23 protein-coding genes are annotated in these 26025 nt (G+C 59.8%); 11 read left to right on the top strand and 12 right to left on the bottom strand.

Annotated elements, in window-relative coordinates; genetic code table 11:
* Window positions 1–150: 150 nt before the first annotated feature.
* Window positions 151–1599 (bottom strand): type III secretion system outer membrane ring subunit SctC, encoded by a 1449-nt coding sequence (gene sctC, locus WBR57_RS03080; RefSeq protein WP_424082032.1) that lies wholly within the window; start codon window positions 1597–1599, stop codon window positions 151–153.
* Between the two features lie 272 nt (window positions 1600–1871).
* Here sctC and WBR57_RS03075 point away from each other — a divergent pair, with 272 nt between their 5' ends.
* From WBR57_RS03075 to WBR57_RS03060, 4 genes are all read left to right on the top strand, one after another.
* On the top strand, window positions 1872–3098 hold the full coding sequence (locus WBR57_RS03075) for a CmpA/NrtA family ABC transporter substrate-binding protein (RefSeq protein ID WP_424082010.1): 1227 nt from the start codon (window positions 1872–1874) through the stop codon (window positions 3096–3098).
* A 12-nt stretch (window positions 3099–3110) separates the two neighbouring features.
* On the top strand, window positions 3111–3686 hold the full coding sequence (locus WBR57_RS03070) for an ANTAR domain-containing response regulator (protein WP_424082008.1): 576 nt from the start codon (window positions 3111–3113) through the stop codon (window positions 3684–3686).
* Window positions 3687–3894: 208 nt separating this feature from the next.
* Entirely contained in the window at window positions 3895–5106 is a 1212-nt protein-coding gene (locus tag WBR57_RS03065) for a nitrate/nitrite transporter (RefSeq protein ID WP_424082006.1), read from the top strand.
* Entirely contained in the window at window positions 5106–6776 is a 1671-nt protein-coding gene (locus WBR57_RS03060) for a protein kinase domain-containing protein (RefSeq protein ID WP_424082004.1), read from the top strand. Before WBR57_RS03065 ends, WBR57_RS03060 begins: the two co-directional genes overlap by 1 nt.
* 61 nt (window positions 6777–6837) lie before the next feature.
* On the opposite strand, the gene WBR57_RS03055 is transcribed toward WBR57_RS03060, so the two are convergent.
* The 6 genes from WBR57_RS03055 to rraA all read right to left on the bottom strand — a co-directional run bounded on the left by WBR57_RS03055 (window position 6838) and on the right by rraA (window position 11275).
* Window positions 6838–7818 (bottom strand): OmpA family protein, encoded by a 981-nt coding sequence (locus WBR57_RS03055; protein WP_424082002.1) that lies wholly within the window; start codon window positions 7816–7818, stop codon window positions 6838–6840.
* A gap of 107 nt (window positions 7819–7925) precedes the next feature.
* The gene (gene sigX / locus WBR57_RS03050) at window positions 7926–8516 is read right to left on the bottom strand and encodes an RNA polymerase sigma factor SigX (RefSeq protein WP_003193286.1); all 591 of its coding nucleotides are present in this window, start codon (window positions 8514–8516) and stop codon (window positions 7926–7928) included.
* A gap of 87 nt (window positions 8517–8603) precedes the next feature.
* A complete protein-coding gene (locus tag WBR57_RS03045) occupies window positions 8604–9428 on the bottom strand; it encodes a mechanosensitive ion channel family protein (RefSeq protein ID WP_003175519.1) in 825 nt (274 codons plus the stop codon).
* 2 nt (window positions 9429–9430) lie between these two features.
* Window positions 9431–9676, bottom strand: a complete 246-nt coding sequence (locus WBR57_RS03040) for a hypothetical protein (RefSeq protein ID WP_005790375.1) — start codon at window positions 9674–9676, stop codon at window positions 9431–9433.
* An 86-nt stretch (window positions 9677–9762) separates the two neighbouring features.
* Complete coding sequence (locus WBR57_RS03035) at window positions 9763–10758, bottom strand: zinc transporter ZntB (protein ID WP_424081998.1); 996 nt, start codon at window positions 10756–10758, stop codon at window positions 9763–9765.
* 25 nt (window positions 10759–10783) lie between these two features.
* Complete coding sequence (rraA, locus tag WBR57_RS03030) at window positions 10784–11275, bottom strand: ribonuclease E activity regulator RraA (protein ID WP_424081996.1); 492 nt, start codon at window positions 11273–11275, stop codon at window positions 10784–10786.
* On the opposite strand from rraA, the gene WBR57_RS03025 reads away from it, so the two are divergent.
* Window positions 11267–11482, top strand: a complete 216-nt coding sequence (locus tag WBR57_RS03025; RefSeq protein WP_424081994.1) for a hypothetical protein — start codon at window positions 11267–11269, stop codon at window positions 11480–11482. The genes rraA and WBR57_RS03025 overlap by 9 nt on opposite strands.
* Before the next feature lie 23 nt (window positions 11483–11505).
* Here the strand turns inward: WBR57_RS03025 and WBR57_RS03020 are convergent, their stop codons facing one another.
* A complete protein-coding gene (locus WBR57_RS03020) occupies window positions 11506–12495 on the bottom strand; it encodes an alpha/beta fold hydrolase (protein ID WP_424081992.1) in 990 nt (329 codons plus the stop codon).
* Window positions 12496–12601: 106 nt separating this feature from the next.
* A complete protein-coding gene (gene ppsA, locus WBR57_RS03015; protein WP_424081991.1) occupies window positions 12602–14977 on the bottom strand; it encodes a phosphoenolpyruvate synthase in 2376 nt (791 codons plus the stop codon).
* Window positions 14978–15155: 178 nt separating this feature from the next.
* Here ppsA and ppsR point away from each other — a divergent pair, with 178 nt between their 5' ends.
* Window positions 15156–15974, top strand: a complete 819-nt coding sequence (ppsR, locus tag WBR57_RS03010; RefSeq protein WP_076949507.1) for a posphoenolpyruvate synthetase regulatory kinase/phosphorylase PpsR — start codon at window positions 15156–15158, stop codon at window positions 15972–15974.
* Between the two features lie 128 nt (window positions 15975–16102).
* On the opposite strand, the gene WBR57_RS03005 is transcribed toward ppsR, so the two are convergent.
* A complete protein-coding gene (locus tag WBR57_RS03005) occupies window positions 16103–17527 on the bottom strand; it encodes a PLP-dependent aminotransferase family protein (RefSeq protein WP_424081988.1) in 1425 nt (474 codons plus the stop codon).
* A 160-nt stretch (window positions 17528–17687) separates the two neighbouring features.
* Here WBR57_RS03005 and WBR57_RS03000 point away from each other — a divergent pair, with 160 nt between their 5' ends.
* The 5 genes from WBR57_RS03000 to WBR57_RS02980 are packed head-to-tail and all read left to right on the top strand — an operon-like array spanning window position 17688 to window position 23182.
* Window positions 17688–18581 (top strand): DMT family transporter, encoded by an 894-nt coding sequence (locus tag WBR57_RS03000; protein ID WP_424082030.1) that lies wholly within the window; start codon window positions 17688–17690, stop codon window positions 18579–18581.
* A gap of 23 nt (window positions 18582–18604) precedes the next feature.
* Window positions 18605–20485 (top strand): molybdopterin-synthase adenylyltransferase MoeB, encoded by a 1881-nt coding sequence (moeB, locus tag WBR57_RS02995; protein ID WP_424081986.1) that lies wholly within the window; start codon window positions 18605–18607, stop codon window positions 20483–20485.
* 21 nt (window positions 20486–20506) lie between these two features.
* Window positions 20507–21421 carry a PLP-dependent cysteine synthase family protein gene (locus tag WBR57_RS02990; protein WP_424081984.1) on the top strand — a complete coding sequence of 305 codons (915 nt, stop codon included), beginning with the start codon at window positions 20507–20509 and terminating at the stop codon, window positions 21419–21421.
* A gap of 37 nt (window positions 21422–21458) precedes the next feature.
* The gene (locus WBR57_RS02985; protein WP_424081982.1) at window positions 21459–22451 is read left to right on the top strand and encodes a serine O-acetyltransferase; all 993 of its coding nucleotides are present in this window, start codon (window positions 21459–21461) and stop codon (window positions 22449–22451) included.
* A gap of 2 nt (window positions 22452–22453) precedes the next feature.
* Window positions 22454–23182: an alanyl-tRNA editing protein gene (locus WBR57_RS02980; protein ID WP_424081980.1), complete on the top strand. Its 729-nt coding sequence runs from the start codon at window positions 22454–22456 to the stop codon at window positions 23180–23182.
* 69 nt (window positions 23183–23251) lie between these two features.
* Here WBR57_RS02980 and WBR57_RS02975 read toward each other — a convergent pair whose 3' ends face one another.
* Both WBR57_RS02975 and prpD read right to left on the bottom strand, forming a co-directional pair.
* On the bottom strand, window positions 23252–24238 hold the full coding sequence (locus tag WBR57_RS02975; RefSeq protein WP_424081978.1) for a hypothetical protein: 987 nt from the start codon (window positions 24236–24238) through the stop codon (window positions 23252–23254).
* 159 nt (window positions 24239–24397) lie between these two features.
* Complete coding sequence (gene prpD, locus WBR57_RS02970; protein ID WP_424081976.1) at window positions 24398–25882, bottom strand: 2-methylcitrate dehydratase; 1485 nt, start codon at window positions 25880–25882, stop codon at window positions 24398–24400.
* Between the last annotated feature and the right edge of the window lie 143 nt (window positions 25883–26025).

Genomic DNA, 26025 nt, shown 5'->3' with positions numbered 1-26025 from the left:
CCTCGGTATCCAACGACTGACATTGAAGTCCCTATTTCCAGTAACGGCTTATGCGCCCATGTCACAACTATAAAAATCTGCCTTACACCTAACGCTAGGAAAACGCCTAGACGATCAGCGATTTCAAGAACAACCATGTAAGACTTTTCTCTACTCCCCTATCTGTTCATGGGGACCATCGCGGCCTGGCTGTACAAACGCGCGTTGCACGCGCTCGTATTGCGCCGCCGTCAACGGCGGAGGCCCGCCACCCGTCGCCAGGTCAATGGGCTCGTTGCCCACCGCTCGCGCCTGAATGACAAACAGACGCACCGGCGCTGAACGGCCCGACGCCCTGCCCTGCCCCTGCTCCACCGCTTCGCGCTGAAACGCTCCCAGCCATAAACGCTTGCCTTGGGCAACACGCACGACGCTATCAACCGCGACCTGACCGACCGCCGTGGCTCTTGCGCGGCGACCCGGCTGAACCATCTGGCGGCCATCTTCGATATCGAGGCGCAACTCGATCTGATTGGCCTCGGCAAAACGCGGCAATACGCTGACCTGGGTGCCATAACGCACAGGGGTCCAGTCGACGTCGTCGCGTTCGGGGGCGGGTAAGTAAAAGGTGTGGTTGTCCTGGAACACCGCAGGCACATTCTCCTGGGTCAGAATCACCGGCAACGTGACAACTCTTGCACGCCGCCGGCGTTCCAACGTCGCGATCTGCGCCATCAACCGGTTATCGTCCACCGGCTCCATGATTCGAGTGGTTGAGGCCTCGGCGCCGTCACCAAGGCCCAGCTTTTTCAGTTCGTCGCGGTCCACGTCTACCAGCCATAACGATACCTCGACCGCTCGCTTGGGCATGTCCAGCTCCGCCACCAGTTTCTGGATAAGGCTCACCTGCGCCGGCTTGCCCTTGATCAGCAGGCTATTGGCATCCGCAAAGGCGATCACCCCCAGGCTTCTGTCGGCCAATGGGCCCTTATGCTCGCCGGCCAGCAGTTTTTCGATCATCGACGCCATACCCGGCACGGTGACCGGACTGTCGCTGTTGCCATATCGTTGGTCCTCCACCGGAGTATTGAGTACCTGGACCACCGCGAAGGCCTGTGAACCCACGCGCAAGTCGGCCCGTTGCCGGTCCATCAGATGAGCCAGGCGCAGCACCTGATCGACATAGTTCGGCGGGCCGGACACATAAAAGGTCCGCCCCGCGCTTTCACGCAGGGGGTAGCGAGATTCATCGATGCCCGCGCGGCGCATAAGGGCGCGCAGCTTATCGATAGAAATATGCTGCAACGCTACCGCCGAGCTTTTTGCCTCGCTGGCGGTATAGACGTAAAGCACTTGCCCATCGCTGTACCAGATCAACTCCTGTTGCTGTGCAAGCGTCTCCAGTGCCAGTTGCGGCGCATCGAAATCAAGCACACCGTTCAAGCGTTTCCGCGCGACTTCGGCGCTGACCACGATGGGTACCCCCAACGGCACAGACAGTGCAGTGAGCACGGTATGCAGACTTTGATCCTGCGCCTGGTAGGTTTCGGCCCAGGCTACCGCATAGCCCAGCGTCAACGCGGCAAACAGCAGCCAGCGACAAAACCGCAGGTGGGGCATTGTTGTGGGGAATTCGGCGTACACCGTGGTTTTCCTGGGCGGCCTGGTAGAGAGAGGCGGCCATACTGAGAGGCCGTCGTTTTTTAATCTTGATGGAATGCTGACGGCCGACCGCGCCTGCCAGCCCGTGGCATGTGCCTTGCTACGGACTCTGTATCAGAGCGCGCGCCAACGACGGCGCTGGCTCACGGACAAAGGCGTCGTTACCTGCAATGGCCTACATCGCCATCTGCAGGAGCGGCGCTTTTTTTTGAACGAAAAGGTAGGTCTTGATGAATGATTCGGTGGGCAGCAGCCCGGTAAACGCCCCATTGGCCTGGGTCAATGGCAGCGATGCGCCGGAAAAAAGCAGCCTCGACCTGGGCTTCATGGCCTTGAGTGATTGCGCTTCGTTGGTAGTAGCCGCCACCCAGGGCTTCGCCCAACCCTATGGCCTGACCCTGAACCTCAAGCGCCAGAGTTCATGGGCCAACCTGCGGGACAAACTGGCCAGCGGCGAGCTGGACGCCGCCCATAGCCTGTACGGGCTGATCTATGCCATGCACCTGGGCATCGGCGGCGTGGCGTCCACTGATATGGCGGTGCTGATGGGGCTGAACCAGAACGGGCAGAGCATCAACCTGTCCCGTGGTTTGCAGGCGCAAGGGGTGGTCACTCCTGAAGCACTGGACCGCCACGTGCACCAAAGCCGAACAAAACTGACCTTCGCCCAGACCTTTCCTACAGGCACCCACGCCATGTGGCTGTATTACTGGCTGGCGAGCCAAGGTATCCATCCATTACAGGATGTGGACAGCGTCGTGGTCCCGCCTCCGCAGATGCTCGCGCACCTGCAAGCCGGGCGCATCGACGGTTTTTGCGTGGGCGAACCCTGGTGCGCCAGCGCGGTAAAGCAAAACCAGGGCTTCACCCTGGCGACTACTCAAGCGATCTGGCCCAACCATCCAGAAAAAGTGCTTGGCTGCACCCAGGCTTTTGTCGACGCGTATCCCAATACGGCCCGTGTACTGGTGATGGCGATGCTTGAGGCCAGCCGCTTTATTGAGCAAAACACCGAAAACCGCCGCTCCACCGCACAGCTGCTCAGCGGCCGGGACTACCTTGACGCTCCGCTCGACTGCATCGAGCCACGCTTGCTGGGCGCTTATGACGACGGCCTCGGCAACCAGTGGCAGGACCCGCACGCCCTGCGCTTTTTTGCCGGTGGCGCAGTCAACCTGCCCTACCTCTGCGATGGCATGTGGTTCATGACCCAATTCCGCCGCTGGGGCCTGCTGCGCGAAGACCCCGACTACCTCGGCGTTGCCCGCCAGGTGCAACAGTTGGCGCTGTATCGCCAGGCCGCCGCTGCCTTGGGCATCACCGACAATGGCCAGGACATGCGCAGCAGCCAGTTGATCGACGGCAAGGTCTGGGACGGCTCGGACCCCGTCGGCTACGCCCGAAGCTTCCGCCTGCATGCCATGGCCGATGCCGGCCACCGCCAAGCCTTGCGCTGACAGGAGACCTCCATGCTGCGAATCCTGTTGATCAACGACACACCGCGCAAGGTCGGCCGGCTGAAGACGGCGCTGATCGAAGCCGGTTTTGAGGTGATCGATGAGTCCGGCCTGACCATCGACCTGCCCGCGCGAGTCGAAACGGTGCGCCCCGACGTCATCCTGATCGATACCGAGTCACCCGGCCGCGATGTGATGGAGCAAGTGGTATTGGTCAGCCGCGACCAGCCGCGCCCGATTGTGATGTTTACCGATGAGCACGACCCGAACGTGATGCGCCAGGCGATCAAATCCGGCGTCAGCGCGTACATCGTCGAAGGCATCCAGGCCCAGCGCCTGCAGCCGATTCTCGACGTGGCCATGGCGCGTTTCGAAAGCGACCAGGCCTTGCGCGCCCAGCTCCAGGCCCGCGACCAGCAACTGGCCGAGCGCAAGCGCATCGAGCTGGCCAAGGGCATGCTGATGAAAATGAAGGACTGCAACGAGGAAGAGGCCTACACCCTGATGCGCCGCCAAGCCATGAGCCGCCAGCAGAAACTGATTCAGGTGGCTGAGCAGATTATCGCCATGAGTGAGTTGCTTGGCTGATCTGGCGCAGCTCTTGCTAAAGAAACATCACAGGTAGCCAACGGCGGCTGCCCCTCCACGACAAAGACGTCGCACATCCGGTTTGCCCTCGCGAACCCGGTGGCGGCGTTTTTTCGTTTTGGCCCCTTCGTGGGGCCGGTGGGGCGGCCTTAGCTGGCTGTTCCATCACCCGGCCTTCTTACAAGACTCCCAACCGTTGAGGTGCGTGATGAAATCAAGCTTCTGGAAATCCGGGCACACCCCGACCCTGTTTGCCGCGTTCCTGTATTTCGATCTGAGTTTTATGGTCTGGTATCTGCTGGGCCCGCTGGCGGTGCAAATTGCTGCCGACCTGCACCTGACCACCCAACAGCGCGGCCTGGTGGTGGCGACCCCGATCCTGGCGGGCGCAGTGCTGCGCTTTTTGATGGGGATGCTGGCTGACAAGCTGTCGCCGAAAACGGCCGGGCTGATCGGCCAGGTGATTGTGATTGCGGCGCTGTTCGGCGCCTGGAAGCTCGGCATCCACAGTTACGAGCAAGCGTTGCTGCTGGGTGTGTTCCTGGGGATGGCCGGCGCATCATTTGCGGTCGCCCTGCCCCTGGCTTCCCAGTGGTATCCGGCAGAACACCAGGGCAAGGCCATGGGGATTGCCGGCGCGGGGAACTCGGGCACGGTGTTCGCTGCCCTGCTGGCGCCGGTGCTGGCGGCCGCGTTTGGCTGGAGCAACGTGTTTGGCTTTGCGTTGATCCCACTGATTCTGACCCTGATCGTGTTTGCCTGGCTGGCGCGCAATGCCCCTGAACGCCCGAAAGCCAAATCCATGGCCGACTATTTCAAGGCATTGGGCGACCGCGACAGCTGGTGGTTCATGTTTTTCTACAGCGTGACCTTCGGCGGTTTTATCGGCCTGGCCAGCGCGCTGCCCGGCTATTTCAACGACCAGTACGGCCTGAGCCCGGTGACTGCCGGCTACTACACCGCCGCCTGTGTGTTCGGGGGCAGCCTGATGCGTCCGTTAGGCGGCGCCCTGGCTGACCGCTTCGGCGGAATCCGTACCCTGCTGGGCATGTACAGCGTGGCGGCGATCTGTATCGCGGCAGTCGGCTTTAACCTGCCCAGCTCCTACGCTGCCCTGGCCTTGTTCGTCTGCACCATGCTTGGCCTGGGCGCCGGGAATGGCGCCGTGTTCCAGTTAGTGCCCCAGCGTTTTCGGCGCGAAATCGGCGTAATGACCGGCTTGATCGGCATGGCCGGCGGCATAGGTGGTTTCGCCCTGGCGGCCGGGATGGGTGCAATCAAACAGAGCACCGGTAGCTACCAACTGGCCCTGTGGTTGTTTGCCAGCCTTGGCGTGTTGGCCTGGTTCGGCCTGCATGGCGTCAAGCGTCGCTGGAGAACCACCTGGGGCTCGGCTGCCGTGACCGCCGCACGCGTCTGATGAGCCTGCAACTGAGCATCGCGCATGCCAGCGCGATCGGACCACGGGAGGAAAACCAGGACGCCTTGCGCGTGGTCACCCCGGTGGCGGAACTGGCCGCAAGCAAAGGTTACTTGTGCGCGATAGCCGACGGCGTGAGCCAGTGCGCCGATGGCGGGTTGGCCGCGCGTTCGACCTTGCAGGCCCTGGCCCTGGATTACTACGCCACACCACAAACCTGGGGCGTGGCCCAGGCGCTGGAACGCTTGCTGCTGGCGCAGAATCGCTGGCTGCAGGCCAATGGGGGCGGTCAGCCCTTGCTCACCACCCTCAGCGCCCTGGTGTTTCGCGGCCAACGTTTTACCCTGGCGCATGTCGGCGATTGCCGAGTGTATCGCTGGCTGGACGGTGAGTTGCAGCGCATCACTGAGGACCACGTATGGGAACAACCGGGCATGCAGCATGTGCTCAAACGTGCTCTGGGGCTGGACCAGCACCTGGTCATGGATTTCCTCGAGGGGCAATTACGCGAAGGCGAGAGTTTCCTGCTGCTGAGTGATGGCGTGTGGGCGACGCTGGGCGATCACAGCATCAGGACGATCCTGCGCGAGCAATTCGATCTGGATCTGGCGGTCAACACCCTGGTGAATGCCGCGCACTTGGCCGGCAGCCAGGACAACGCCAGCGCTCTGCTGGTACGCATCGACAGGCTCGGTGCGGCGACCCTCGGCGATGCGCTGGTGCAACTGCAACAGTGGCCGCTGCCGCCGCCTTTGCGGGCCGGGCAACCGTTTGAAGGCTGGCAGGTGGAACGCTTACTGGCGCACAGCCGACAGTCATTGCTGTACCGGGTACGCGATGCCCAACAGCAACCCTGGCTGCTGAAAACCCTGCCACTGAGCCGCGACGATGACAGTGAAGCGGGCCAGGCGCTGTTGTCCGAGGAATGGTTTTTGCGGCGCGTAGCCGGGCGGGCGTTTCCTGAAGTGCATGCCGCCGGCGGGCGTCAGCATTTGTACTACGTGATGCGCGAATACCCAGGCAAGACCCTGGCCGAACTGTTCCAGCAACAAGGCCCGCTGCCCTTGGCGCAATGGCAGTCCGTGGCGGAGCGCCTGTTGCGCGCGGTCGGCATGCTGCATCGACGACAGATCCTGCACCGCGACATCAAGCCGGAAAACCTGCTGCTGGGCGACGACACTGAACTGCGTGTGCTGGATTTTGGCTTGGCGTACTGCCCAGGTCTCTCGCAAGACCGCGCTCACGAACTGCCCGGCACACCAAGCTTTATCGCCCCTGAGGCCTTCAATGGTGAGCGCCCTACACCCCAGCAGGACTTATACAGCGTCGGCGTCACTTTGTATTATCTGCTGACCGGACATTACCCCTACGGTGAAATCGAAGCCTTTCAACGGCCGCGGTTCGGCCAGCCCATCAGCGCCAGTCGCTATCGCCCCGACCTGCCGGATTGGTTACCCCTGAGCCTGGAACGCGCCGTGGCCACCCAACCTGCGCATCGCTTCGAGACCGCCGAGGAATGGTTGCTGGTGCTGGAACAGGCTGATCGGCAAGCGCTGAGCATGCGCGCCAAGCCCTTGTTGGAGCGCGAGCCATTGAAGGTTTGGCGAACCCTGGGCTTGCTTTCGATGTTGCTTAATCTGGTATTGCTGTATGGACTCTTTCACCACTGATGCCAAATCGCAGACGAAAAAAAGCCCGGCCTAAGCCGGGCTTTTTTCTACCACTCAGTGATTACTGAGCTTGAGCTTCAACCGACGCTTCTACGCGACGGTTAACAGCACGACCAGCTTCAGTTGCGTTGTCAGCAACTGGGCGGGATTCGCCGTAACCTACTGCGGTGATGCGGCTTGGAGCAACGCCGTCTTTAACCAGGACTTGCTTAACAGCGTCAGCACGACGCTGGGACAGCTTCTGGTTGTAAGCGTCTGGACCTACGGAGTCAGTGTGACCAGCAACTTCTACGTTGGTAGCTGGGTACTGAGCCATGAAGTCGGCCAGGTTTTTCACGTCGCCGTAGCTGTTAGGCTTAACAACCGACTTGTCGAAGTCGAACTTAACGTCCAGCTCAACACGAACAACCTGAGCAACTGGAGCTTCTGGCTCTGGAGTTGGCTCTGGAGCTGGTGCTGGGGTAGGAGCTGGAGCTACTGCGCCAGCGTTACCGCCGAAGTTCACACCCAGGCCGACCAGTGCGGAGTAATCCCACTTGCCGTTGTCCATTGCGTAGTCAGCTTCAACACCGGCACGAGCGTACAGGTTGTCAGTGAAGTAGTACTTCACGCCGGTACCGACGATTGCCAGAGTCGACTGGTCGCGACCGCTGTGACCATCAGCCTGAACGTTGGTACGGCTCTGGTGGCCGAAACCGCCTTCAACGTACGGACGCAGGCTATCAACGCCAGCCTGACCGAAGTGGTACTGAGCAGTCAGGCTGCCAGTGTCACCTTTGATCTTCTGGTTGCCAGTACCGTCGTTCGAACGGGTGTGGTTGGTCTTGTCATAGGACAGGTTCAACGACAGGTCGTCGGTCAGGAAGTAACCAATGCGAGCGCCTGGGTTGAAGCCGTCTTCGATGTGCTTGACGCTATCGTTGTACTGCTTCTTGTAGAACAGCTCGCCTTCAACTGCGCCTTGGCCTTGTGCCAGAACGCCGAAAGAAGTAGCGGCAATAAGAGAACCAATGGCCAAGCCCAAGGTGTTTTTCAGTTTCATCCGTTAAATCCCCATCTGGTGATTGTAAAGCAGTCCCACAAACCGGGGGACAACTCGGTGGCAAGTCTAACAGAACTTGCCTACACGTAAGAGATATTTGCCACGCACTAAGTTTCAGTCTCGCCCGCAAATTTCTCACGTAATTTATCAAGAGCACGTTTGTAACGCATTTTTGTAGCACTCAAACCCATATGCATGATGTCAGCGATTTCCTGAAATTCCAGCTCTGCGACAAATCGTAGCACCAGAATTTCGCGGTCAATCGGGTTCACATGCACCAGCCAGCGATCGAGTCCGCCCTTCTCCTCGGGTGCCGGCGCCTTTTCTTCAGACGCTTCCTCAAGGGGGTCCAGACTCAAAGCGTCCATCAAGCGACGCTTTCGCCGTTCCTTCCGATACTGCGTGATGCACTCGTTGTACGTGATGCTGTAGAGCCAGGTCTTGAACTTCGATTTGCCCTCGAAGTTCTTCAGGCCGTAAAGCACCTTGAGCATCACTTCCTGACAGACATCGTCCGCATCTCTATCGTTCCCTAAATACCTTGAACAAACGTTGAACAGAGTGCGTTGATATCTGCGCATCAATTCTTCGTACGCGCGAGTTACGTGAAACAGCTCCGTGTGCGAGCGCGCGACCAACTCCTCATCAGAGAGCTCACGGGGGTCATAGCGCGTAGACAGCGTTTGGGCTTTATTCAAAACAAGTCGTGCCGACAGTCAGGTCAATGTCCGCTACAACCCGGTCAGCCGGGCTTGCGGCGGCGTACATTAGCAGGGTTTGCCCTATTAGCGGCTACTGACCTGCTGTTCAAGGAGAATCCGATTCGACAACGACACCAGGTCGCCGTCATCGGTCAGCACCGTCGTCTTGACTGTACCGATCTCTTCGATTTGCCCTTCGACCTCGCCTACACGCACCTGCTGCCCTACCTGATACAACTCACGCACATAGATTCCCGCAAGAATCTGCCCGGCAATTTCCCGGCTTCCCAACCCCATGGCCAGCGCAACGGCCAGACCAACGGTAATCAAAACAATCACAATCACATGGTTGAGCAGGTCAGTCTTGACCTCCAACTGGCTGATCGCGACAGAGATACTGATGATAATCACCAGCCCCTGGGCGATGCGCCCCAGGCCGGCGGCATAGTCCAAACCCACGCCTTCGGCAGCGCCGCGCACCAGCCCATTGGCCAGTTGCGCCAGCAAAACGCCTACCAGGAGCACCAGCGCGCCGCCGAAAACTTTCGGCAAATACAGCGCCAGCATGTCGAGCGTAGCTGAAACTCGCTCAAGTCCAAGGGATTGAGCCGCAGAAACCAGAAAAATCAGCAAAACAAACCAATAAACGATCTTGCCAATCAATGTGGAGATCGGCACCTGCAGCCCTGCGCGACCGAGGAGCTTGGTCAGGCCGGTGCCTGCCATCAAGCGATCCAGGCCCAATTTCGCAAGCAGCTTGGACAGCAGGGTGTCGAGCAGCTTGGCCACAACAAAGCCCAGCAACACCAGTACCAGAGCGCCAAACAGGTTGGGAATGAAATTCGCCACCTTGGTCCACAATGCGGTCATCGCGGTGACCAGGCTCTGGGTCCAGAGATCAAGTTCCATATTCAATCAGCCTTATCAGCAGTGCGAGCAAGAGGTTTACGACGGGATACCGGTGATACATGGGCCGAACCATTGTTCAGGGCCATCATCAACGCCGGCAGCCAGCGGCCGAGCAGACCGAACAAATCACCCGCGCCCACCTGACGGTTGGCGGTTTTCAACACGCGGCCCAGGCACGCATCGTCATCTCGGTTGGATGGCGAAGCATTGAGCATGTCACGCAAAGACTGTTCGAACGGATCGTGCATATAGACCTCTCGCAAGTGTTTTAAAAGACGAGGGTAAAATTCCTGGGGTCACATGGGACCCTTCCCGTGTTCAGGTCATATTCAGCTCAAACCCAGCGCAATCGTCGAAACAACCACCATTGTCCGAGTGCGACCGAGACCATCAACAGGCATGCAATCACAAATCCATAGGGGCTGGCAGAGAACGGTATACCGCCCACGTTGATGCCCAGCAAGCCGGTCAGAAAACTCATCGGCAGAAAGATCCCGGTGATGATCCCGAAACGGTACATGGTGCGGTTCATGCGCACGCTCAAGCGCCGGTCTTCGGCCTCAAGCACAAGCCCCACGCGCTCCCGAGCCAATTCGAGCTCTTCCAGGTAGCGGGTCAGGCTGTTGTTCAATTCGTTCCAATAGTCGGCATCGTCATCGCAGAACCACGGCAATTTTATCCGCGTAAGTTGGGCAAAAATATCCCGCTGCGGTGACAGGAAACGCTTGAGCCCGGCCGCCCGCCGACGGATCTGCAAAACGCTGCCATGTTCAGGTGTATACCGTTCGTCGGTATCAAGCTTTTCTTCTTCGACGTCGACGATTTCGGACAGGTCGGCGACCAGATCCTGCACTTTATTGGTCAGGTATTGCGCCATATAAAGGATGAGTTCCGACGCAGTTTTCGGGCCTTTGCCCTCCGCCAGTTGCACCAGCAGCTCATCGGTGGCGCGCAGTGGGCGCAGGCGCAAGGAAATCACGCGGTTGGCAGCTGCAAAAATTCGCACCGAAACCATGTCTTCCGGCTCGGCGCCCGGGTTGAGGTTGACCCCACGCAAAAACAACAGCAACTCGGAATCCGGCAGCGGCAACAGGCGCGGACGGGTGTTCTCCTCCAGCAGCAAGTCACAGGCGAATTCGCTCAAACCGCTGGATTTGCGCAGCCAGGTCTGGGTCTGCGGATGGCTGCGATCCCAATGCAGCCACAGGCTTTCCTGGGGCTGCAGTTGCAAGTCGTCGAGCTCAGTCCGGGCAATCGAACGCGCACCGCCTTTACCGTCCAGCACCAGGGCATGCACCAGCCCCCATTGCGCGTTTTCTTCCTCGAACATCCTCACCCCTGTCGGCTATTGCAGTTTATTCAGGCATTTTCAGCGGTCTGGGCGACACGATCACGCCGTTGTTGTCGGCATAGATGTATTCACCCGGACGGAACGTCACGCCTGCGAAGGTGACGACCACGTTCAGGTCGCCAATGCCACGCTTGTCAGTCTTCATTGGGTGGCTGGCCAAGGCTTGAACACCCAGGTCAGTCTGGGCGATCACGTCTACATCACGGATGCAGCCGTAGATCACCACCCCCTCCCAAGCGTTTTTCGCGGCTTTTTCGGCGATCATGTCGCCCAGCAAAGCACGACGCAGTGAACCACCACCGTCGACCACCAACACCTTGCCCGCACCAGGCTGGTCAGCCTGCTCCTTGACCAGGGAGTTATCTTCGAAGCATTTGATGGTGACAATCTCGCCGCCAAAGGAGTCTCGGCCGCCGAAGTTGCTGAACATTGGCTCGAGCACCTGCACCAAATCCGGGTATGCGTCGCACAGGTCGGGGGTCACGTAATGGTTCATCGAGAAACTCCTGTCGTCAAAGAAGAGGTCGAACATCCCACGGTGTACATCAGAAAAACGCGCCGCAACAGGCAATCTTTAAGGGTTTGCCCGCTGGCGGCGGCCATGATCGGGTTCACCGCTGCGCAACGCAACAACCACTACGCGACTGAATATGACCAGAAGCGTTTAAAGCGTCATATCTTAGCCGCAACCAACCCCAAGTGAAACGCCCTTGGCTAGGCACCTGATCAACCCGCCGCAGCGCTCTCGGCCTGGGGCGCAAACAAGGGTGTCAACGGATCTTTCAACCAGCGCTCTACCAATGGCCACACTTCAGCCTGCGCAGCTTTGCTCACCAGCATCTCGACATGCCCGAAGTCACCGCTGAAACCCTGCTGGCGTCCTAAACACAGATATTGGCGATGTTCGGAGCCGACTTGTTCGAAGAGTTTGCGACACGCCCAGTCGGGGTCCTGCTGGTCGCCTGCGGCGCTGACGGCCAACAGCGGCACGTCGACGTCTGCCAAGCCCTTCCACCAGTCCTGCTTGCCATCACCAAAGCGCCCGAACAGGCCGTTCCAGCGCATCGCCTCAATCATGACGCCGGCCGGTTCGTCTTCCGGGCCGCGTTTTAGCCGCGAGCCGGACACCTCGCCGAAACGCTTCAAGAGCAAACGCCCGGTCCACTCCAGCGGTGGGATTTTCAACGGCCAGTGAGTGCGGCTGACCTGGCAGCCAAACAGCGCCACCGAGGCCACCGCCGGTGCGCCAAGATGCTGGCCACCGAGAGCCGCCGCCAGGGCGGTACCGCCCAGGGAATGCCCGAGCCAGTGCGGGATCTGCGCACTTTGCTCGCGCACAAAGGCGCCGATGGCCGGCAAATCGTAGCGCGCGTAGTCGGCGACGCGATTGCGGGCGTAATCGTGATTGCGCTTGGACAGGCCATGGCCGCGCATTTCCGGGATCCACACATCGAACCCCTGGCGCGCCAGGTAGGCGCCCAGGCCAATGCCCCTGGGCGAGTACCAGAAGCGCCGATTGGAAAAACTGCCGTGCAACAAAATTATCGGGATGCCCCGGTTTTCCGGGACATCGGCCAGGCCCAAACGGGTAACCGCCAGTTCGACGGTGCCATCGGGGCTGTTGCCGGGTTTGAGCCGGTAGACGTCTTCACTCAAGTCGCCACGACGTTCAGCGCTGATCAGGGCGACGGGAAACAGGTTGCTGCTGCTTTGCATAATGCTCTTGCACAAAAAAGGGCGGCGTCCGGAAGGAGTTCCGCCCTGCACAGATAAGAATGCCGGTCACCCTTGACGGGTGCCCGGCACTTTTGACGTATCGACCTTAGGCGGGCGCTTGGCCTTCCGCGAGGAAGAACCAGGTTTCCAGCACGGAATCGGGGTTCAACGAAACGCTTTCGATACCCTGCTCCATCAGCCACTTGGCCAGGTCGGGGTGGTCGGAAGGGCCTTGGCCGCAGATGCCGATGTACTTGCCGGCCTTGTTACAGGCCTGGATGGCGTTGGCCAGCAGTTTCTTGACCGCAGGGTTACGCTCGTCGAACAGGTGCGCAATGATCCCGGAGTCGCGGTCCAGGCCCAGGGTGAGTTGGGTCAGGTCGTTGGAACCGATGGAGAAGCCGTCGAAGAATTCCAGGAACTCTTCGGCCAGGATCGCGTTGGATGGCAACTCGCACATCATGATCACGCGCAGGCCGTTCTCGCCGCGGCTCAAGCCGTTTTCAGCGAGCAGGTCGATCACCTGGCTCGCCTCGCCCAGGGTACGCACGAACGGCACCATGATCTCGACGTTGTCCAGGCCCATCTCGTTGCGTACGCGCTTGAGTGCACGGCATTCAAGCTCGAAGCAGTCACGGAACGCTTCGCTGATGTAGCGCGAGGCGCCACGGAACCCCAGCATCGGGTTTTCTTCTTCCGGCTCATAGAGTTTGCCGCCGATCAGGTTGGCGTACTCGTTGGACTTGAAGTCCGACAGGCGCACGATGACCTTTTTCGGATAGAACGCCGCCGCCAGGGTGCTGATGCCTTCCACCAGTTTCTCGACGTAGAAGCCCACCGGGTCGTTGTAACCGGCGATGCGCTTGTCGACGCTTTCCTTGATGTCCAGCGGCAGGCCGTCGTAGTTCAGCAGGGCCTTGGGGTGCACGCCGATCATACGGTTGATGATGAACTCCAGGCGGGCCAGGCCCACACCGGCGTTCGGCAACTGCGCGAAATCGAAGGCGCGGTCCGGGTTGCCGACGTTCATCATGATCTTGAACGGCAGCTCCGGCATCGCGTCGATGGAGTTTTGCTTGATGTCGAAGCCCAGCTCACCTTCGAAAATAAAGCCGGTGTCGCCTTCGGCACAGGATACGGTCACGCCCTGGCCGTCTTTCAACAGCTGGGTCGCATTGCCGCAGCCAACCACTGCTGGAATGCCCAGCTCACGGGCGATGATCGCCGCGTGGCAGGTGCGCCCGCCACGGTTGGTGACGATGGCGCTGGCACGCTTCATCACCGGTTCCCAGTCCGGGTCGGTCATGTCGGAGACCAGCACGTCGCCGGGCTGGACTTTGTCCATTTCGGACACGTCCTTGATGATCCGCACCTTGCCGGCGCCGATGCGCTGGCCAATGGCGCGGCCTTCCACCAGCACAGTGCCGGTTTCTTTCAGCAGGTAGCGTTCCATGACGTTGGCCGACGTGCGGCTTTTCACGGTTTCCGGACGCGCCTGCACGATGTACAGCTTGCCGTCGTCACCGTCCTTGGCCCATTCGATGTCCATCGGGCACTTGTAGTGCTTTTCGATGATCATTGCTTGCTTGGCCAGCTCGCTGACTTCCGCGTCGGTCAGGCAGAAACGCGCGCGTTCAGCCTTGTCGACATCAACGGTTTTTACCGAACGACCGGCCTTGGCCTCGTCGCCGTAGATCATCTTGATCGCCTTGCTGCCCAGGTTGCGGCGCAGGATGGCCGGGCGGCCGGCTTCAAGGGTGTGTTTGTGGACGTAGAACTCGTCCGGGTTGACCGCGCCTTGTACGACGGTTTCACCCAGGCCGTAGGCGCCGGTGATAAACACCACGTCACGGAAGCCCGACTCGGTATCCAGGGTGAACATCACGCCGGCGGTGCCGGTTTCCGAACGCACCATGCGCTGCACGCCGGCAGACAGGGCCACCAGCTTGTGGTCGAAACCCTGGTGGACACGGTAGGAAATTGCGCGGTCGTTGAACAGCGAGGCGAATACCTCCTTGGCTGCGCGGATGACGTTTTCCACGCCGCGGATATTAAGGAAGGTTTCCTGCTGGCCGGCAAAGGAGGCGTCGGGCAAGTCTTCAGCGGTGGCCGAGGAGCGCACGGCGACGGCCATGTCCGGGTTGCCAGCCGACAGGGTGGCGAAGGCGCTGCGGATTTCTTCGTTGAGCTTCTCGGGGAACTCGGCGTCCATGATCCATTGGCGGATCTGGCTGCCGGTCTTGGCCAAGGCATTGACGTCATCGACGTCCAGAGCGTCCAGCGCGGCGTGGATCTGAGCATTCAGGCCGCTCAGTTCGAGAAAATCGCGGTAGGCCTGGGCCGTGGTGGCGAAACCACCGGGCACCGACACACCAGCGCCTGCAAGATTACTGATCATCTCGCCGAGGGATGCGTTCTTGCCCCCTACGTGCTCTACATCATGGACGCCGAGCTTATCGAGGGAAACTACGTACTCTACCAAGGTGATCTCTCCACTTTCTGTGTTGGAAAAGCTCAGGACGCCGGCTGCTCAGTAGGAGCTAACGCCAGCGCTTGTGGCCTGGACCTGGAAAATAAGTGAGAATGCGGCCCACTGCGGGACGGCAAAATCGCGCCTATCATATCCAAGATTCGCCATCAGCTTAAGGCCCAGGGCTCAAATGAAACGATCTGCTTTCTTTATCTCCGACGGCACCGGCATTACAGCCGAAACATTGGGCCAAAGCCTGCTCGCGCAGTTCGAAAACATTACCTTCGCCAAATTCACGCGGCCCTATATCGACAGCGTGGATAAAGCGCGGGCCATGGTACAACAAATCAATCTGGCGGCTGAAAAAGACGGCTTCCGGCCGATCATTTTCGACACCATCGTCAATCAAGACATCCGTGAGATCCTCGCAACCTCCAATGGTTTCATGATCGACATTTTCTCGACCTTCCTGGCGCCGCTGGAGCAGGAGTTGAGTGAACACTCCTCCTATTCCGTAGGAAAGTCCCATTCCATTGGTCACAACTCCAATTATATGGAGCGTATCGAGGCGGTGAACTTCGCCCTCGATAACGACGACGGCGCCCGCACCCACTATTACGACAAGGCTGACCTGATCCTGGTCGGCGTGTCGCGCTGCGGCAAGACGCCGACCTGCCTGTACATGGCCATGCAATTTGGCATTCGCGCGGCCAACTACCCGCTGACCGAGGACGACATGGAGCACCTGACGCTGCCGGCCGCCCTGCGTGCGCATTCAAACAAGCTGTTCGGCCTGACCATCGACCCGGACCGCCTCACCGCCATCCGCAACGAGCGCAAGCCCAACAGCCGCTACTCCAGCTACGCCCAGTGCGAATTCGAAGTGCGCGAAGTGGAAAATCTGTTCCGCCGCGAGAATATTGCGCATATCAATTCCACGCATTTTTCGGTGGAAGAAATTTCGGCGAAGATCCTGGTGGAGAAAGGCGTGGAGCGCAGATTCAAATAATTTATTGCCCGGGCTGACGCTATCGCAGGCAAGCCAGCTCGCACATTTTGGACTGCATTCCAAAGTTGGAACTCGGTCAAATGTGGGAGCTGGCTTGCCTGCGAAGAACGATAACGCGGTCAACCTGCCTACAGATGAAACCGCCCGCCGCCCTGCCCCAACGCCGTCGCCAGCGCATCAAACCCCGCCCGCAACAATTGATCGTCACCCGACGTATTACAGATACTCGCCCGAATAAACTGCGGCACCGCCGTCTGCCCCACGGCAAAGGCTTCAGCCGTGGCGATCAGGTAGTTGTTCTGTTTGAGTTCCGCCTCGATTTCCGATGCACGCCAGGGCTCCGGCACTTCGATCCAGAAATGCGGGCTGTTCAGATGGGTGCGGTAGGCCAGGCCGGCCAACAGGTCCTGCACCAGGGTTTTACGCCGGCTGATCTCGTTGATTTGCTGGTGCAACAGGTATTCCGCCGTGCCGTTTTCGATCCACTGGGTCGCCAATTCCAGGGTCACCGGCGTGGCCATCCAACAAGTCGAGCGCAGGGCCGCCGAGATGCGGCTGACCAACGCCGGCGGCGCATGCACATAGCCCACCCGCAACCCGGCAGATACCGCTTTGCTCAGGCTGCTGATCAAAATCGTACGCTCGGGGGCAAAATGGCTGAGGGGCGGCGGCCGGTCTTCGACTAATACCCCGTGGGCCTCATCCTCAAGAATCAGCAGATTATGCTCGCGGCATACCTTCACCAGGGCTTCGCGACGCGCCACCGACAGCACCGCCGTCGTCGGGTTCTGGATCGTCGGCGTGCAATACAAGGCTGAAATCCGGTGATTACGACAGACTTCGTCCAGTGCGCCTGGCAGCACACCTTCCTCATCCATTTCCAGGCCGATCAAGCGGATGCCTAGCATGCGCGCAGCCGTAATGAGGCCTGGGTAAGTCAGTTGCTCGGTGACCACCGTATCGCCGGCGCGCAGCAACGCCATCATTGCGCAGAGCAGGCCATGCTGGCCGCCATTGACGCAGATGACCTGCTCGGGAATCGGATGGAAGTCACGCTGCACCAGCCATTGCGCACCCGCGTCGCGGTAACGCGGCAGGCCGGCATCCGGGGTGTAGGCGCTGATGTCCTGAAGGAATTTGGCGTTGGTCGACAGGGTCTGGAAGCTCTGGGCCAGAAAGGTCGTCTCCTGCCCCGGAATATGCATATTGCGGCTCATGTCGAAATATTGGCGCGGTTCTTCGCTGAAGTTGCGAAACCCTTCATCACGCTGGCGCTCCATCCCACGCTTGCGCACGAACGTGCCGTCACCTACGCGCGCCACTACCAGGCCCAGGCGTTCCAGCTCGCCGTAGGCCCGGCTGATGGTGCCGATGGTCACGCCCAAATTGTCGGAAAGCACCCGATGGGGCGGCAGTTTTCGTCCCGGTTCAATCAAGCCTTCGAGGATGCCGCGCTCCATCACATCGGAAAGGCGCTTGTACTTCACGCCCTGACCGTTGGACAACCCCTCACGCATAATTGACACCATGTCAATATTTGTTTTGACAGCCATCTTTCGCCCTAATAGTGTGCTTTTACGGGTTCAATCGCCGAATTTAACAACTTATTACAAGCTCAATATAGAGTTCAATTCCGGCTCAGGGAAGCAATAAACGATGCCAATGTCCGCCGTTCTCGAAAACACCGCCAAAACCAAAAACCAAAAACAGTGGCTGGCCGGGCTGGTGACCAGTGTGATGTTCCTGATCGTGTGCCTGAGTTGGGGTACCACTTGGCTGGGTATCAAGATCGCCGTGGAAAGCGTGCCGCCGCTGACATCCGCCGGCCTGCGCTTTCTCATCGCCTTCCCGCTGTTCCTGTGTTTTGCCTGGGTGCGCCGCGAGCCAATCCTGTTTCCGCGGGAGAGCCGCTGGTTCTTCGTCTTCGTGACCCTCTCCTACTTCAGCGTGCCCTACTACCTGCTCAACTACGGCGAAATGCATGTGTCGTCCGGCCTCACGGCCCTGCTGTTCAGCTGCATGCCGGTGTTCATCCTGATCTTCTCGGCGCTGTTCCTGCGCGAGCGCATTTATTTCTCCCAGGTGGTCGGCATCGGCATCGGCTTCGGCAGCCTTTACATGATCATCAAGAGCCAGGGCCTGCACCTGGACCACGCCGAATTCTTAGGGGTATTGGCGATTCTGACCGCCGCAATCATGCATGCCCTGTGCTACGTCATCACCAAGCAGAAAGGCAGCGCCATCAGCGTGATCACCTATAACACCCTGCCCATTGGGATTGCCGGGTTGATGCTGTTCGTCGCCGGCCTCTGGTTTGAAACACCGACCTTCGAAGCCATCACACTGCGCTCCTGGAGTGCACTGTTCTACTTGGGGCTGGTGGCGTCGGTGGGCGGCTTCATCGTGTATTTCATGCTGCTCAAGCGCTTGAGCCCGATCATCCTGTCGTTCGTGTTCATCATTTTCCCGGTGTTCGCGGTGATCATCGGCGCCTGGTACGAAGGCCTGGCGATTTCCCGCGACCTGATGCTGTATTCGGCCATCCTGTTGGCCGGTTTTGCGATTACCAAATTGCCGATTGAAAAACTCCTGGCCAAGAAAAATTGATCATCAACCGACGCGAGAGAAACATGGACGTCCTCCGCCCCCCCGCCCTGGAACAAATTTACGCCCACGCCAGCCGCTGCTATCCCGAGGAATGCTGTGGTTTCGTGTTTGCCGACGGCAGCGTGTACCTGGGCAGCAATATCCAGAATGAACTGCACCGTAGGAACCCCGAGATGTACCCGCGCAGCGCCGCCAACGGCTATACGTTTTCGGTGGCCGACACACTGCTGATGAACAAGGCATTGCGCAGCGACAACCCGGTGATGGTGATCTACCACTCCCACCCGGACGTCGGCGCGTATTTCAGCGATGAAGACCAGGACAAGGCACTGTTCATGGGCGAGCCGATCTACCCCGTCAGCTACCTGGTGGTCGACGTTCGCCAAGGCCAGCCCCTGGGTTCCAAGTTGTTCGCCTGGGATGGCAAGCATTTCGCCCTTCAACCTTTCAACGACCTGCACTCGGAGTTGTCCATGAACGCTGTCTCTTTTCCCGACATTCTGGTTCGCGTGGCCAAGCTGCCGGAATCGACCCTTGAAGGCACCGGATCGACATTGCGCGAAGTCATTGAAAACCTCTGCAGCAGCCATCCGCAGTTACGCCCGCACCTGTTCCATGAAACCAACAACCAGCTCAAGGAACACTTCCTGTTTACCGCCGAGGAAGAGCTGGTTGGCGCCGACGATAAGCTCCCGGAAAAAGCCAGAATCGAAGTACTGCTCGCCACCTCTGGCGGCATCCACGTCGATGCATTGAGCAACGAACACGCACTCAGCAATGAAGAGGTACAGCGCTACGTGCGTCACATCACCCTCCCCGGCGTAGGCCGCGATGGCCAGATGAACCTGAAAAAGGCCAAAGTGCTGATCATCGGTACCGGCGGTCTGGGTTCACCCATCAGCCTGTACCTGGCGGCGGCCGGCATCGGCACCTTGGGGCTGGTGGATTTCGATGTGGTGGAAAGCAGTAACCTGCAACGCCAAGTCGTGCACGGCAACAGCACGCTGGGCATGCCCAAGGTCGAGTCCGCCAAACAGCGCTTGCAGGACCTCAACAGCCATATCCGGATCAACGCCCACAACACTGCGCTGAATGCCGACAACGCGCTGGAATTGGTGGGCGCCTATGACCTGGTGATCGACGGCACCGACAACTTCGACACCCGCTACCTGGTCAACGATGCCTGCGTGCAGTTGGGCAAACCGCTGGTGTACGGCGCCATCTACCGCTTCGACGGGCAGATCAGCGTGCTCAACTATAAAGGCGGGCCGTGCTACCGCTGCCTGTTCCCCAGCGCACCGCCCGCAGAGCTGGCGCCCAACTGCAGCGCCGGTGGCGTGATCGGCGTGCTGCCCGGCGTGGTCGGGATGATCCAGGCCACCGAAGCGATCAAGTTGTTGATCGGCATCGGCGAGCCACTGTCCGGCCGCTTGATGCGCTTTGACGCACTGGCGATGAAGTTCAGCGAGATCCGCTTCAAACGCCGCGCCGACTGCCCGTGCTGCTCCGAACGGCGCCACAGCAAACCGATGGCGCCGTCGGTGTGTGCGGACGCCGTGCCGAGCCAACCGTCGCTGGCCGAAGAACGCTACATCAAGCCCCGCGTGCTCAAGCAAGTGCTCGAGCACCACCGCAGCGCCGACGTGCTGCTGGACGTGCGCGACGCCAGCGAACTGGAAGTGTGCAAACTGCCGGGCGTGGTGCACATCCCCCTGGCCGAACTGGACGGACAGCTCGACAGCCTCAGCCGGGACAACACCCACTACCTGATCTGCTACGCCGGCACCCGCGCCGAGCAAGCCGCCAGCACCTTGCTGGCCGCTGGCTTCGCCAACACCAAAGTCCTGCAGGGCGGCATGAAACACTGGGTTCGCGACGTCGAACCCGACATGCCTTTGTACTGACCGGCCATGGGCTCATACCTGATGTTGCATAACTCAATCCTCGACGCCATCGGCCACACGCCGATCGTACGGCTGGCGCAGTTTTCCGAAGACCTCGGCATTGAGGTCTACGCCAAGCTCGAATCCCTGAACCCCGGTGGCAGCCACAAGGCGCGCATCGCCCTGGGCATGATCCTCGACGCCGAACGCCGTGGCGTGCTGATCCGTGATTCCGGGCAAACCATCATCGAACCCAGCGGCGGCAATACCGGCATCGGCCTGGTCATGGCCGGCAACGTGCTGGGCTACAAAGTGGTGCTGGTGATTCCCGATAACTACAGCCCCGAAAAACAGAAACTGCTGCGCCTGTATGGCGCCAAGGTGGTGCTGTCGGACAGCCGCCTCGGCAACAATTCCCACGGCGAAAAGTGCATGGAACTGCAACTGGAAAACCCCAGTTACGTGATGCTCAACCAGCAGCGCAACGGCGCCAACCCGCAAACCCATCGCGACACCACCGCACGGGAAATCATTCGTGCGTTTGGTGATTTGCGCGTGGACTACTTTGTCAGCGGCATCGGCACCGGCGGCCATATCACCGGCATCGGCGAAGTGCTGAAGGCCACCTGGCCTGCCATCCGCGTGATGGGCGTGGAGCCGGAGGAATGCGACTTGCTGAAAAACCAGCACGCGCCGCACCACATCCAGGGTCTATCGATCGGCCTGATTCCCAGCATCCTCAACCTGGACGTGATCGACGGCATGCTCAAGGTCTCGCGCCAGGAATGCATCGACATGATGAAACGCATCATGCGCACCGACGCCATCAGCCTGGGCTTGTCATCCGCCGCCAATATGGTGGCCATCGCCAGGCTGGCCCCCGAACTGCCGCCCGAAACGGTGGTATTGACCATGGTTTACGACAATGCCGACAGCTACCTGCCCAGTTTCGAATAGGCGGTTTTCCAACCATCCAGTATGCGGGGGTGCCTCCATGGGGGGCTTTATCGACATGCAACAGCTGCACGATGAGTTGCTTACCCACCTCATCAAGACCCTCACGCCCGCGCAGATGAAACAGCTGGAACCGCACCTGGCGCCGCTGATCCAGAATGCTGCGCAGGCAGTAGCCGAGGATTTGATCGCCTACGCCTACCGCGACCCAGCATCCCGTGGGCGCGGTGAGTTGATCCTGGAGTCATACGCCTCGTTCAAAGCGGTGCTGTATTACCGGCTGGCACATCTGGTGTGGAATTTTCCTGACCAGAGAAACGGTGTGTTTTCACGCATTGCGCTCAAGCTGAGCAATCAGGGCAAGGTGCTCTCTGGCGCCGAGATCCACCCGGCGGCGCGTATTGGCCGACGCTTTGTACTCGATCACGGCTACGGCACGGTGATCGGCGAAACCTGCGAGATCGGCAACGACTGCTACATCCTCTGCGGTGTGACCCTGGGCGCACGTGGCATCGCCAACAACCCCGACGGCAAGCGCCATCCGCGCCTGGGCAACAACGTCGAAGTGGGGGCCGGCGCCCGCGTGCTGGGGTATGTGCTGATCGGCGACAATGTGTTTATCAGCCCATCCTGTGTGATCACCCAGGACGTGCCCGCCGGCACCAAGGTCAAAGTGGTGAACCAGATCCAGCTGCAAAAAAATGATGAGTCGGACCACAGCAACTACCTCGGCGCCTTCGCTCTGGATGAACGCTTGCATGTGGTCGGCGAGGTCAACACCAGCCATAAAGTCACAGTGCTGGACGCTGACTTCCATCCCCTGCCGGGGCTGATGCTGGAGCCCACGGTGAAGGAGCGTCACCACCTGCAATTTCGCCTGCACCGCACCGAGTCAGGTAACCACCTGCCGCGCCTGCCGCTGAACCTCAAGGTCTGCGGCCCCGAGTTTGAAATCACCCTGCTCTCCCCCCCTGGCTTGAGCGCAATGGTCCGTTGCCTTTTGCAAGCCAGCCCAGTGAACGTCGGAGGTTGAACATGTCTGTGCACACCATGGAAACCCTGGCGCTGTTTGACAGCGCGCCCTACCAGAACGCGTTCAGCGCCCGGGTGGTTGCCGTCAGCGAACAGGGAATCGCCCTGGAACACACGCTGTTCTACCCCACCGGCGGCGGGCAGCCGGGCGACACCGGCCACTTGACCCTGGCGGATGGTAGCCGGGTTGCCGTGACAGGCACGGTGCGCGACCCGGTGTCGCGCTCGATCATCTGGCACCAGGTGGAACACTGCCCCGAGCAATTGATCGCTGGGGTGCAGGTGGACGCGGGGATTGATTGGGCGCGGCGCTACCAGCACATGAAGATGCACACCTGCCTGCACCTGTTGTGCTCGCTCATCGACGCCCCGGTCACCGGCTGCAGCATCAGCACGGACAAAGGCCGCCTGGATTTCGATTTGCCGGAGATGACCCTCGACAAAGACACCCTCACCCGCGACCTCAACGCGCTGATCGAACAGGCCCATGAGGTCAAAACCCTGTCGATGCCCGCGTCGGAATACGCCACTTTGCTGCAGATCACCCGCACCCAGGCGGTCGCGCCGCCGGTGATCCAGGGCTCGGTACGCGTGATTGAAATCGGCGGGATCGATATCCAGCCGTGCGGCGGAACCCACGTGATCAACACCGAGGAAATCGGCCGGGTGTTTTGCGAGAAGATCGAGAAAAAAAGCAAGCATAACCGCAGGGTGATTCTGCGCTTTGAGTGAGAGATCGAGTGGGGTGCGCTCAAGTGTGGGGCGCGCGCGCGCCCACACTCGGCGAAACAGCTCTGAACCCTATTTCGGTTGGGCACTGAGTTGCTTGGTCAGCTCTGCGACCTGCTGTTCAAGTGATGAAATCGTTTCGTTGAACGACTTTTCCTGCGCTTCAATTGTTTCACGCATCAGCTGGTTTTGCTGTTTGAGTTGCTCAATGGTTTGAACAGAAGGGGCTGCTGACTCATCGGCTTTAGTCGACTGATCAGTTGGCGTAGGGGTCGATGACTCAGTGGACTGTGTTTCATTTGACGCAAGCGTCTTATAGGGTGCAGTCGACCGATCAGTTGACGTAGAGGTCGATGGGTCGGACTTCGCCTCGTCTGACGCAGGTGTTCCATCAGTGCCCTTGCCGTCGGTAGCCTCCTCGGTTTTAGAGGTGTCCTTCCCGGTCATTTGTGCGATCAAGTTCTTAACTTGCTCTTGCAGTTTATCCAAAGCCGTAGAGAGCTTCGTGAAAAAATCCTTTATTTGCTCATGAAGCGCAGAATGCTCTTTAACCGCCTGACTGAAACTCGCAGTCTGGCTTGGCTGAGTCGATACGGGGTCTTGCTGCGGAGAATTCTCAGACGGCGCAACATTCTGACCATCCGTACCAGCGCTCTGCGGCCCAGCGACCGTAGCAGGGGATGCCTTCCCAGTGCTTTCTTCTTTAGCACTGAGTTGCTTACTCAGACTGTCTATTTCCCTGTAAAGCGCTTGGATTTTCGGCGCCACGTTTTGGGAGAGCTTAAGGGTCTTCTCGAACAGTTCCTGATTCTCTTGTTTCAATTGCGCCAATGGGCTTGAGGAAGAGGCTTCTGACGGCTGATTCATGATGTTGCGGTGAGTCGAAAGTTGGCCGCGCTGCTCAGGGGTCATGGGCGCACGGGCAGGAGCCGAACTGGACTGTGTATCGGCCTGTCCTGGGGCTTCGGCACCACGCTCATCGCGGGCAGGCGCAGACTGTGAGGATGCTTGGTATTCAGGAGTGTAGGCTGTTTGCTGCCGGGGGTTTACGCTGGTCATAGGTCTCTTCCCAGTTCAGGTAATTGAGGATAGCCAGAGGACTGCATCTGCGAGTCTTCTGGCTACATATTGGCAATTACAGGAAAGAGGTTCCTATACCGTAGGAAACGTGAGTAGCTATTTATGTCTGAGTCTAAAAAGCCCTCTCTCGAATGTTCCTCAGATCACAAACAGGTCGACAAAGCGATTGACCGGCGTCGCCTCAAGCTGTGCCTGTTCCTTGCACAGCGCAAAGATTTCGGTGCAGCGCTGGGCGGTAAATCGCGTGGCCAGGTTGGCCTTGAACTTGTCTTCCAGCAGTGGAATACCATCCACCCGGCGCCGACGATGGCCAATCGGGTACTCCACCGCGACTTGCTCGGTGCAGGTGCCATCCTTGAAGAACACCTGCACCGCGTTGGCGATTGAGCGTTTGTCGGCTTCCAGGTATTCGCGGCTGTAGCGCGGGTCTTCGATGATGACCATCTTGTCGCGCAGTTCATCAATGATCGGGTGCGCGGCGTGGAACTCATCTTCGTAGTGCTCGGCCACCAGGTTGCCGAACGCCAGCGGTACGGCGGTCATGTATTGCAGGCAGTGGTCGCGATCAGCGGCGTTGGCCAGTTGCCCGACCTTGGAGATGATGCGGATCGCCGACTCGTGGGTGGTAATGACGATTCGCTCGATGTCGTGCAGGCGGTTTTTCACCAATGGGTGCAAGGTCACCGCGGCCTCGCACGCGGTCTGCGCGTGAAACTCGGCAGGGAAGCTGATCTTGAACAGCACGTTTTCCATCACATAGGTGCCGTAGGGCTGGGACAGGCGGAACGCGCGTTTGTCTTCGGGCTTGAGCGCGAGGTCCTTGTTGGTGTGGCTGAACAACACGTCGTAGAAGCCCCACTGCGGCGCACTCAGCACACCGGGGATGCCCATCTCGCCGCGCAAGGCGATATCCGCCAGGCGTACGCCACGGCTCGACGCATCCCCGGCTGCCCAGGATTTGCGCGACCCGGCATTCGGCGCATGCCGATAGGTGCGCAACGCCTGGCCATCGACAAACGCGTGCGACAACGCGGACAGCAGCTGTTCACGGTTGGCGCCCATCAGTTTGGCGGTGACGGCGGTAGAGGCGACCTTTACCAGCAATACATGGTCGAGGCCGACGCGGTTGAAGGCGTTTTCCAGCGCAATCACGCCCTGGATTTCGTGGGCCATGATCATCGCTTCCAGCACTGCGCGCACGGTCAGCGGTGCGTCGCCATTGGCCAGGCGTTTTTGCGAAAGGTGGTCGGCCACGGCGAGGATGCCGCCAAGGTTATCCGAAGGATGCCCCCATTCGGCGGCCAGCCAGGTGTCGTTGTAGTCGAGCCAGCGCACGATGCAGCCGATGTCCCACGCGGCCTTGACCGGGTCCAGGCGCAATGAGGTGCCCGGCACGCGTGCGCCGAACGGTACCACGGTGCCCTCCACGATAGGCCCCAGGTGCTTGGTGCATTCGGGGAACCGCAGGGCCAGAAGGCCGCAGCCCAGCGTGTCCATCAGGCAGTTGCGCGCAGTGTCCAGGGCGGCCGGGGAATCGATCCGGTAGGTGAGCACGTAATCGGCAATGTCCTGCAGGACCTGGTCGTAGTCGGGGCGGTTGTTCTGGTCGACGTTGGCGCTCATGGCAGTTCTCCAAAGTGGGTTAGGTGTGGTCCATCCTCAGGGTCAGGGTTGATCAGGTTTTGGCAGGTCTGATTGCCCGCCTTGGTCATGCGGGTAACATTGAACCCTGTGGGAGCGGGCTTGCTCGCGAAGGCGGTGTGTCA

It is taken from the genome of Pseudomonas sp. (assembly GCF_049590575.1).
GTDB lineage: Bacteria > Pseudomonadota > Gammaproteobacteria > Pseudomonadales > Pseudomonadaceae > Aquipseudomonas.
Note: the sequence above shows the minus strand (reverse complement) of the source record. Positions and strands in the feature narration are given on the sequence as shown.

Coding starts and splice junctions, on each gene's coding strand:
- sctC (WP_424082032.1), bottom strand. CDS start 1,599: ATGCCCCACCTGCGGTTTTGTCGCTGGCTGCTGTTTGCCGCGTTGACG.
- WBR57_RS03075 (WP_424082010.1), top strand. CDS start 1,872: ATGAATGATTCGGTGGGCAGCAGCCCGGTAAACGCCCCATTGGCCTGG.
- WBR57_RS03070 (WP_424082008.1), top strand. CDS start 3,111: ATGCTGCGAATCCTGTTGATCAACGACACACCGCGCAAGGTCGGCCGG.
- WBR57_RS03065 (WP_424082006.1), top strand. CDS start 3,895: ATGAAATCAAGCTTCTGGAAATCCGGGCACACCCCGACCCTGTTTGCC.
- WBR57_RS03060 (WP_424082004.1), top strand. CDS start 5,106: ATGAGCCTGCAACTGAGCATCGCGCATGCCAGCGCGATCGGACCACGG.
- WBR57_RS03055 (WP_424082002.1), bottom strand. CDS start 7,818: ATGAAACTGAAAAACACCTTGGGCTTGGCCATTGGTTCTCTTATTGCC.
- WBR57_RS03045 (WP_003175519.1), bottom strand. CDS start 9,428: ATGGAACTTGATCTCTGGACCCAGAGCCTGGTCACCGCGATGACCGCA.
- WBR57_RS03040 (WP_005790375.1), bottom strand. CDS start 9,676: ATGCACGATCCGTTCGAACAGTCTTTGCGTGACATGCTCAATGCTTCG.
- WBR57_RS03035 (WP_424081998.1), bottom strand. CDS start 10,758: ATGTTCGAGGAAGAAAACGCGCAATGGGGGCTGGTGCATGCCCTGGTG.
- WBR57_RS03025 (WP_424081994.1), top strand. CDS start 11,267: ATGGTTCATCGAGAAACTCCTGTCGTCAAAGAAGAGGTCGAACATCCC.
- rraA (WP_424081996.1), bottom strand. CDS start 11,275: ATGAACCATTACGTGACCCCCGACCTGTGCGACGCATACCCGGATTTG.
- WBR57_RS03020 (WP_424081992.1), bottom strand. CDS start 12,495: ATGCAAAGCAGCAGCAACCTGTTTCCCGTCGCCCTGATCAGCGCTGAA.
- ppsR (WP_076949507.1), top strand. CDS start 15,156: ATGAAACGATCTGCTTTCTTTATCTCCGACGGCACCGGCATTACAGCC.
- WBR57_RS03005 (WP_424081988.1), bottom strand. CDS start 17,527: ATGGCTGTCAAAACAAATATTGACATGGTGTCAATTATGCGTGAGGGG.
- moeB (WP_424081986.1), top strand. CDS start 18,605: ATGGACGTCCTCCGCCCCCCCGCCCTGGAACAAATTTACGCCCACGCC.
- WBR57_RS02990 (WP_424081984.1), top strand. CDS start 20,507: ATGTTGCATAACTCAATCCTCGACGCCATCGGCCACACGCCGATCGTA.
- WBR57_RS02985 (WP_424081982.1), top strand. CDS start 21,459: ATGGGGGGCTTTATCGACATGCAACAGCTGCACGATGAGTTGCTTACC.
- WBR57_RS02980 (WP_424081980.1), top strand. CDS start 22,454: ATGTCTGTGCACACCATGGAAACCCTGGCGCTGTTTGACAGCGCGCCC.
- WBR57_RS02975 (WP_424081978.1), bottom strand. CDS start 24,238: ATGACCAGCGTAAACCCCCGGCAGCAAACAGCCTACACTCCTGAATAC.
- prpD (WP_424081976.1), bottom strand. CDS start 25,882: ATGAGCGCCAACGTCGACCAGAACAACCGCCCCGACTACGACCAGGTC.